The organism is Microbacterium sp. H6 (assembly GCF_003314775.1).
GTDB lineage: Bacteria > Actinomycetota > Actinomycetes > Actinomycetales > Microbacteriaceae > Microbacterium > Microbacterium oxydans.
Window position 1 is genome coordinate 9,155 of sequence record NZ_QOAY01000087.1, and the last position, 202, is coordinate 9,356.

General features: G+C 72.3%; 1 protein-coding gene. It reads right to left on the reverse strand.

What is annotated here, in order from left to right:
* Positions 1-202, reverse strand: a 202-nt coding sequence (locus DSP71_RS22000) for a hypothetical protein (RefSeq protein ID WP_181800676.1), incomplete at both ends; no start/stop codon positions are given.

The window sequence follows — 202 nt, forward strand, 5'->3', positions numbered from 1 at the left end:
GATGAGTGCCGCGAGCGTCACGCCCTCGATGAGCGACATCGCGCTGATCCAGCGGCCGAGGACCACCGTGCGCATCTGGGCATGGACGGCAGCGGCGTTGACCTCGGCCGAGCGCTCGTCCAATCGGCGCCGCGTGACCGGCGGAGCATCGGCGATCAGCGTCCGCGCCCGCACGCTCTCCGCGAGCTCCGCCACGACGTCC